This window comes from Aquibium carbonis (assembly GCF_003970795.1).
In the GTDB taxonomy this organism is placed as follows: domain Bacteria; phylum Pseudomonadota; class Alphaproteobacteria; order Rhizobiales; family Rhizobiaceae; genus Aquibium; species Aquibium carbonis.
Genome location: NZ_RWKW01000150.1, coordinates 1 through 7,883, shown reverse-complemented (window position 1 = coordinate 7,883; position 7,883 = coordinate 1). Strand labels below are relative to the sequence as shown.

Below are 7,883 nucleotides of genomic sequence, written 5' to 3'. Positions count from 1 at the left end.
CCAGTCGCTGGTGGCGATGCTGGCGCGCCATCTCGACGACGAGGAAGACCTGATCATCCCGCTGATCCTGGATCGCGGCGACGCCGTGCTGGAGCCGCACTGAGGCTGGCGGGAGCCGGCTGCTTCGTCCCGCGACCCTCTCGCCAAGCCCCCGGTGGATCGGTTAGCGTCTGCTGCCGCCGGACGGGGTGGCGGAGGGAACGCGATGAAGCGGTTCGACGACATCCGGGCGAGGGCCGCCGACCGCAAGGGCGGCGAGGACGTGCTGGCGACGCTGCTGCCGCCCGCGCCCGACAATGCCGCGCTGGCGGCCGTCCCCGACCACCGCATCCTCTCCACCATGGCGAACCGCGTCTTTTCCGCCGGCTTCGTCTGGCGCGTCATCGAGCAGAAATGGCCGGGCTTCGAGGAGGCTTTTCTCGGCTTCGAGCCGAAGCGTCTGCTGTTCCAGCCGGACGAGTTCTGGGAGGAACTGGCCGCCGATACGCGCATCGTCCGCAATCCGCAGAAGATTCGCTCGGTGCGGGAGAATGCCGGTTTCGTGGACCGCGTCTCGGCCGAGCATGGCGGCTTCGGCCGCTTCCTCGCCACCTGGCCGAGGGACGACCAGGCGGGACTGATCGCGCTGCTGGGCAAGCAGGGCAGCCGGCTGGGCGGCAACACCGGCCAGTATTTCCTGCGCTGGATCGGCTTCGACGCCTACGTGGTCTCCAAGGACATGGCCGCCGCGCTGCGCGACGCGGGGCTAGCGATCGCCGAAAATCCGACCTCGAAGAAGGACCTCGCCGCCCTCCAGGCGCGGATGAACGCCTATGCCGCCGAGACCGGGCTTTCCTACACCCACCTCTCGCGCATCCTCGCCCTGTCCATCGGCGAAAACCGCGCGGCGGAGGATCTCAGGGCGTATGTGGGGGAGTAGGGCGCGTCAGGCCGCCTTGCCCATCGGCTCGATCCGGTCCAGTTCGTCCCGCAGCCGTTCCGATGCGGTCTCCAGTTCGTAGGCCTGCTGAAAATTCATCCAGAATTGCGGGGTCGTGTCGAAGAAGCGCGCCAGCCGGAGCGCCGTGTCCGGCGTGAGGCCGACCTCTTCCTTGACGATCCGTTCGATGCGCGTGCGCGGCAGCCGGAGTTGCCGGGCGAGATGACCCGGACTCATGCCGAGCGGGGCGAGATACTCCTCCCGCAGGAATTCTCCCGGATGAATGGGGCGAGCGAAGCGCAGCATGTCATGTCCTCGTGTCCGGCGCGTGCCTGCGCCCGCTAGTGATAGTTGACGATCTCGACGTCTTCCGCGCCGGCTTCCGTCCACCGGAAGCAGATCCGCCATTGATCGTTAATGCGAATGGAATGCTGACCCGTTCGGCCACCCTTCAGCGCTTCGAGACGATTGCCGGGCGGTGAGCGAAGATCTCGCAGCTCCAGTGCATGGTCGATCGCCCGCAATTTCCGTTCGGCCGTCGCGACGAGGTTGGCCGGAAAGCCCTTGGGGGCCCGGCCTGCCGCGACCTGCTCCACGACCTTTCCTCTGAACGAGACGATCATGACCACTTCTCATCATGTCTGTATCATAGTCTGATACGCTCGCCGGGGCAATGCGGACGATCGCTTCCTCCCCTCCGCCCGCCATTGCCGCCGCTCCTGCCTCGCGCTAAACCGGCGCCATGACAACGCCCGACACGCTCCGCATCGCCGTCGCCCAGCTCAACCCCGTGATGGGCGACATCGCCGGCAATCTCGCCAGGGCGCGCGCCGCCCGGGCCGAAGCCGCGCGCCACGGGGCGGAGCTGGTGCTGTTCACCGAGCTGTTCATCTCCGGCTATCCGCCCGAGGACCTCGTGCTGCGCGCCTCCTTCGTGGAAGCCTGCGCGGCGGCGGTGGCCGCGCTCGTCGCCGACACCGCCGATGGCGGGCCGGGCGTCATCATGGGCACGCCGCTGCGCCGCGCCTCGGGGCTGCACAATGCGGTCGTCGTGGCCGATGCCGGCCGCGCGCTCGCCGAGCGCTACAAGCTCGACCTGCCCAACTATGGCGAATTCGACGAGAAGCGCGTGTTCCAGCCCGCGCCCGAGATCCAGGGGCCGGTGAACTTTCGCGGCGTGCGGCTCGGTATCCCGATCTGCGAGGACATCTGGGGCGATCTCGGGATCTGCGAGACGCTGGCCGAGGCGGGTGCGGAGATCCTGCTCGTGCCCAACGGCTCGCCCTATTATCGCGGCAAGGTCGACGTGCGCCACCAGGTGGTCATCCGCCAGGTGATCGAGAGCGGGTTGCCGATCGTCTACGCCAACCAGCTCGGCGGCCAGGACGAACTCGTCTTCGACGGCGCCTCCTTCGCCATCCAGGCCGACAAGGGCATCGCCTTCCAGATGAGCCAGTTCGAGGAAGCCGTCTCGGTCTCCACCTGGAAGCGGGAAGGCGACGGCTGGCGCTGCGCCCAGGGGCCGCTATCGCGCATTCCCGAGACCGAGGAGGCCGACTACCGCGCCTGCATGCTCGGTCTGCGCGACTACGTCAACAAGAACGGTTTTCGCGACGTCGTGCTCGGCCTGTCGGGCGGCATCGATTCCGCACTCTGTGCCGCGCTCGCCGTCGACGCGCTCGGCGAGGAGCGGCTGCACGCCGTCATGCTGCCCTACCGCTACACCTCCCGCGCATCCATCGCCGACGCCGAGGCCTGCGCGCGGGCGCTCGGCTGCCGCTACGACGTGATCCCGATCGCCGAGCCGGTGGAGGGCTTCATGGCCGCGCTCGGCCCGCTGTTCCAGGGCACCACGGCCGGCATCACCGAGGAAAACCTGCAGAGCCGCGCGCGCGGCACGCTGTTGATGGCGCTGTCCAACAAGTTCGGCTCGATGGTCGTCACCACCGGCAACAAGTCGGAGATGTCGGTCGGCTATGCCACGCTCTACGGCGACATGAACGGCGGCTTCAATCCCATCAAGGACCTCTACAAGATGCAGGTCTACAAGCTGTCGGCCTGGCGCAACACGACCGTTCCCCCCGGCGCGCTCGGCCCGTCGGGCGAGGTCATCCCGCAGTCGATCATCGACAAGGCGCCCTCGGCGGAACTGCGCGAGAACCAGACCGACCAGGATTCGCTGCCGCCCTATCCGGTGCTCGACGACATCCTGGAATGCCTGGTCGAGAACGAGATGTCGGTCGACGCCATCGTCGCGCGCGGCCACGACGCCGCCACCGTCACCCGCATGGAGCACCTGCTCTACGTCGCCGAATACAAGCGCCGCCAGGCCGCGCCGGGCGTCAAGATCACGCGGAAAAACTTCGGCCGGGACCGGCGGTACCCGATCACGAACAGGTATCGGGAGGGGGCGTAGCAACAAGCTGCCATCCTCTCCCCCGGGCAGGGGGAGAGGTGGCCCGGGCGAAGCCCGGGACGGTGAGGGGGTGCTGTCCGCGCCAGTCCTCGAAGGACGCACGCCGCCGCAAGACACCGAAGCCGCGCCCCGTCGCGCCCCCCTCTGGGCTGCCGCCCATCTCCCCCACAAGCGGGGAGATCGACAGCTTCGGCCTCGCGCTCGTCAAGCAACGTCGGCTGTTGGCGAAGGCGCGGAAGCGCGTGATCTCCCCCCGCGTGGGGGAGATGCCGGCAGGCAGAGGGGGGCGCGACGGAACGCGACGTCTGGCTTGCGTTCTCAAACTCTGCGCGCGATGTTCCCGACTGCCGACTGCCGACTGCCGACTGCCGACTGCGGAACGCGCTTACGAAAAATAGCTCTGCAAAGGCCGCACCTCGAGGCTGCCCGCCTTCAGCGCCGCGATCGCCTCGGCGACGGCCGCGGCACCGGCCATGGTCGTGTAGTAGGGCACCTTCTGCATCAGCGTGGCGCGGCGCAGCGATTTGGAGTCCGACACCGCCTTCTGGCCGTCGGTGGTGTTGAAGACGATCTGGACCTGGCGGTTGCGGATCGCGTCCTCGATGTGCGGCCGGCCTTCAAGAACCTTGTTGATCTTCTCGGCCTCGACGCCGTTCTCGCGCAGGAAGCGCGCCGTGCCGGAGGTGGCGAGCACCTTGAAGCCGATGCCGGCCAGCCGCTTGACCGAGGGCAGCACGGCGGCCTTGTCCTCGTCGCGCACGGACACGAACACCGTGCCCGACCTCGGCAGGTCGACGCCGGCGCCGAGCTGCGCCTTGGCGAAGGCGAGCGCGTAATCGGTGTCGAGGCCCATGACCTCGCCGGTCGATTTCATTTCGGGGCCGAGCAGGGTGTCGACGCCGGGGAAGCGGGCGAAGGGGAAGACGGCTTCCTTGACGGCGATGTGGCCGAGCGCGCGCGGGTCGGGCTTGGCGCCGTAATGGGCGAAGGCCGCGTCCAGGCTCTCGCCGGCCATGATGCGCGCGGCGATCTTGGCGATCGGCTTGCCGATGGTCTTGGCGACGAAGGGCACGGTGCGCGAGGCGCGCGGATTGACCTCGAGCACGTAGATGTCGCCGTCCTTGACCGCGAACTGCACGTTCATCAGCCCGCCGACCTTGAGCGCGCGGGCCAGCGCCGCCGTCTGTCGCTCCAGCTCGTCGACCAGCGAAGGGGCCAACGAATGCACCGGCAGCGAGCAGGCCGAGTCGCCCGAATGGATGCCAGCCTCCTCGATGTGCTCCATGATGCCGGAGACGTAGGTGTCCTGGCCGTCGCAGAGGCAGTCGACGTCGACCTCGATGGCGCCCGACAGGTAGGTGTCGAACAGAAGCGGGTTCTTGCCGAGCAGCGTGTTGATCTGGCCGGTCTTGTCGTTGGGATATTTCTGCTTGATGTCCTCGGGCACGAGGCCGGGCACCGTGTCGAGCAGGTAGGACTGCAGCATGCCCTCGTTGTGGATGATCTGCATGGCCCGGCCGCCGAGCACGTAGGAGGGGCGGACCACCAGCGGGAAACCCAGTTCGCCGGCCACCACGCGGGCCTGCTCGACCGACCAGGCGATGCCGTTCTTCGGCTGCATCAGGCCGAGCTTGACCAGCAGCTTCTGGAAGCGGTCACGGTCCTCGGCGAGATCGATCATGTCGGGCGAGGTGCCGAGGATCGGGATGCCGGCCTTTTCCAGCGCGTCGGCGAGCTTCAGCGGCGTCTGGCCGCCGAACTGGACGATGACGCCGACGAGCGTGCCGCGGCTCTGCTCGGCGCGCAGGATCTCCAGCACGTCCTCGGCCGTCAGCGGCTCGAAATAGAGCCGGTCGGACGTGTCGTAATCGGTCGACACGGTCTCGGGGTTGCAGTTGATCATGATCGATTCGTAGCCGGCGTCGGCCAGCGCGAAGGCGGCATGGCAGCAGCAATAGTCGAACTCGATGCCCTGGCCGATGCGGTTCGGGCCGCCGCCGAGGATGACGACCTTCTTCCGGTCCGACACCTGCGCCTCGTCGGCCGGCGTGCCGGCGAAGGGCGCCTCGTAGGTGGAGTACATGTAGGCCGTCGGCGAGGCGAACTCGGCCGCGCAGGTGTCGATGCGCTTGTAGACCGGGTGCACGTCGAGGCGCCGGCGCAGCGCCGCCACGTCGTCGGCGTCCTTCCTCACCAGCGAGGCCAGCCGCGCGTCGGAGAAGCCCATGGCCTTCAGCATGCGCATGTTGGCCGCGTCCTGCGGCAGGCCGTGCTCGCGCACGCGCGCCTCCATGGCGATGATGGCCGCGATCTGCTCCAGGAACCACGGGTCGATGAAGCACATGGAATGCACCTCTTCCAGGGAGGTGCCCATGCGGATCGCCTGCGCCACCATGCGCAGCCGGTCGGGGGTCGGCGTGCCGAGCGCGGCGCGGATGGCGTTGCGGTCGTCGCCATGGTCGCCGCTCGCGCCGAGGCCGGGAATCTCGATCTCGTCGAGGCCGGTCAGCCCGGTTTCCAGCCCGCGCAGCGCCTTCTGCAGCGATTCGGCGAAGGTGCGGCCGATCGCCATGACCTCGCCGACCGACTTCATCGCCGTGGTCAGGACCGGATCGGCGCCGGGGAACTTCTCGAAGGCGAAGCGCGGGATCTTGGTCACCACGTAGTCGATCGACGGCTCGAAGGCGGCGGGCGTGGCGCCGCCGGTTATGTCGTTTTCGAGTTCGTCGAGCGTGTAGCCGACGGCAAGCCGCGCCGCGACCTTGGCGATGGGGAAGCCGGTGGCCTTGGAGGCGAGCGCGCTGCTGCGCGACACGCGCGGGTTCATCTCGATGACGACGAGGCGGCCGTCGGCCGGGTTGACGGCGAACTGCACGTTCGAGCCGCCGGTCTCCACGCCGATCTCGCGCAGCACCGCGATCGAGGCGTTGCGCATCACCTGGTATTCCTTGTCGGTGAGCGTCAGGGCCGGCGCGACGGTGATCGAATCGCCGGTGTGCACGCCCATCGGGTCGATGTTCTCGATCGAGCAGACGATGATGCAGTTGTCCGCCTTGTCGCGGACGACCTCCATCTCGTACTCCTTCCAGCCGAGCACGCTCTCCTCGATCAGCACCTCCGTCGTCGGCGAGGCGTCGAGGCCCGACCGCACGATGTCGAAGAATTCCGCCTGGTTGTAGGCGATGCCGCCGCCGGTGCCGCCCATGGTGAAGGAGGGGCGGATGATGGCGGGCAGGCCGACGACGTCGAGCGCCTGGGCGGCGATGCCCATGGCGTGGCTCATGTAGCGCTGCTTGCGATCGCCTTCGCCGAGGTTCCAGCGCGTTTCCAGCTCGTCCAGCGCCGCGTCGAGATCGTCGGGAGCCGATGCCTTGAGCGCCTCCCGCTCGGCCTCGTGGCGCTTGCGGTCCTCGTCCTTCACGGCGCTGGCATTGGCGAGCCAGGAGCGCGGCGTCTCCAGCCCGATGCGCGCCATGGCCTCGCGAAACAGCGAGCGGTCCTCGGCCATGTCGATTGCCTCGGCATTCGCCCCGATCATCTCGACGCCGTAGCGCTCCAGCACGCCCATGCGCCTGAGCGACAGCGCCGTGTTGAGCGCGGTCTGTCCGCCCATGGTGGGCAAAAGCGCGTCGGGCCGCTCGCGGGCGATGATCTTGGCCACCACCTCGGGCGTGATGGGCTCGATGTAGGTCGCGTCGGCCAGCTCCGGATCGGTCATGATCGTGGCCGGGTTGGAGTTGACCAGGATGACGCGGTAGCCCTCGGCCTTCAGCGCCTTGCAGGCCTGGGTGCCGGAATAGTCGAATTCGCAGGCCTGGCCGATGACGATGGGCCCCGCGCCGATGATCAGGATGGAGGAGATATCGGTGCGTCTGGGCATGGTCGTCAGGACTTTCTTTTTTCGCGCGCCGGCGCGCCGCGGCAGGCTGCTTGCGCCAAGCGCCGAACGGGAACGGCCCGGCCGGTGCGCAAGGGAGAAGGGTGTCTGGCTAGGCGGGCCTTATAGGGGAGGAAGCGGGGTGAGGGAACCCCGATTTCGTGACTTTTCGGCTTGCTTCGGCCGTGCTGCCGGCGCCGGCGCCGCGACGCGCCTATTCCCCGAAGGGCAGGGCGTCGAGAATTTCGAAACGCTCGCCGGTGCCGATGCGGATCAGGTTCAGTTCGGCCTCGCGGGTGAAGCGGAATTCGCCGCGGGTGTTGGTGCCGTCGGGCTGCCCGGCGCGGAAGCGGATCAGGCGCTCGCCGCCGTCCGGCCACAGCACCGTGACGTCGGCGTCGTCGGCGGCAAGACGCTGGACGCGGACTTCGCAGCGGGCCATCGGCTGGCCGACATAGCGGGCGCAGGGGATCTCGGCGGCCGCGCCGGCCTCGGCCTCGGCGGCGAGCGTCGGCGTCTGCACCTGCGCGACCAGCCGGGGTTCCGGCGCCGGTGCTTGCGAAGCCGGGGGACGCGTTTCGGCAGGCTCGGGGCGGGTCTCGGCCGCATCGTCGACGGCCTCGGACGCCGCGGCTTCGCGGTCAATCAGTTGCGCCCCCTCCGTGCGGAAC

General features: G+C 68.5%; 5 protein-coding genes and 1 pseudogene. 2 read left to right on the top strand and 4 right to left on the bottom strand.

The genetic code is table 11. The features are described from left to right. The first annotated feature begins 205 nt into the window (after nucleotides 1-205). The gene (locus EJC49_RS24895; RefSeq protein WP_126702627.1) at nucleotides 206-919 is read left to right on the top strand and encodes a DNA-3-methyladenine glycosylase I; all 714 of its coding nucleotides are present in this window, start codon (nucleotides 206-208) and stop codon (nucleotides 917-919) included. 6 nt (nucleotides 920-925) lie between these two features. Here EJC49_RS24895 and EJC49_RS24890 read toward each other — a convergent pair whose 3' ends face one another. Continuing rightward, a complete protein-coding gene (locus tag EJC49_RS24890; RefSeq protein WP_126702626.1) occupies nucleotides 926-1,225 on the bottom strand; it encodes a HigA family addiction module antitoxin in 300 nt (99 codons plus the stop codon). A gap of 35 nt (nucleotides 1,226-1,260) precedes the next feature. Next, nucleotides 1,261-1,542 (bottom strand): type II toxin-antitoxin system RelE/ParE family toxin, encoded by a 282-nt coding sequence (locus EJC49_RS24885; RefSeq protein ID WP_126702625.1) that lies wholly within the window; start codon nucleotides 1,540-1,542, stop codon nucleotides 1,261-1,263. A gap of 119 nt (nucleotides 1,543-1,661) precedes the next feature. Between EJC49_RS24885 and EJC49_RS24880 the strand changes: the two genes are divergently transcribed. Beyond that, a complete protein-coding gene (locus EJC49_RS24880; RefSeq protein WP_126702624.1) occupies nucleotides 1,662-3,335 on the top strand; it encodes an NAD+ synthase in 1,674 nt (557 codons plus the stop codon). Between the two features lie 385 nt (nucleotides 3,336-3,720). Here the strand turns inward: EJC49_RS24880 and carB are convergent, their stop codons facing one another. Both carB and EJC49_RS25880 read right to left on the bottom strand, forming a co-directional pair. Then, nucleotides 3,721-7,215, bottom strand: coding sequence for a carbamoyl-phosphate synthase large subunit (gene carB / locus EJC49_RS24870; protein WP_126702623.1), 3,495 nt, complete (start codon nucleotides 7,213-7,215; stop codon nucleotides 3,721-3,723). Between the two features lie 211 nt (nucleotides 7,216-7,426). Continuing rightward, nucleotides 7,427-7,883, bottom strand: a pseudogene (locus EJC49_RS25880) (SH3 domain-containing protein); the annotation flags it as partial.

What these genes read in the sequence shown, in the direction of transcription:
- EJC49_RS24895 (WP_126702627.1), top strand. Translation starts at nt 206, where the DNA reads ATGAAGCGGTTCGACGACATCCGGGCGAGGGCCGCCGACCGCAAGGGC.
- carB (WP_126702623.1), bottom strand. Translation starts at nt 7,215, where the DNA reads ATGCCCAGACGCACCGATATCTCCTCCATCCTGATCATCGGCGCGGGG.
- EJC49_RS24890 (WP_126702626.1), bottom strand. Translation starts at nt 1,225, where the DNA reads ATGCTGCGCTTCGCTCGCCCCATTCATCCGGGAGAATTCCTGCGGGAG.
- EJC49_RS24885 (WP_126702625.1), bottom strand. Translation starts at nt 1,542, where the DNA reads ATGATCGTCTCGTTCAGAGGAAAGGTCGTGGAGCAGGTCGCGGCAGGC.
- EJC49_RS24880 (WP_126702624.1), top strand. Translation starts at nt 1,662, where the DNA reads ATGACAACGCCCGACACGCTCCGCATCGCCGTCGCCCAGCTCAACCCC.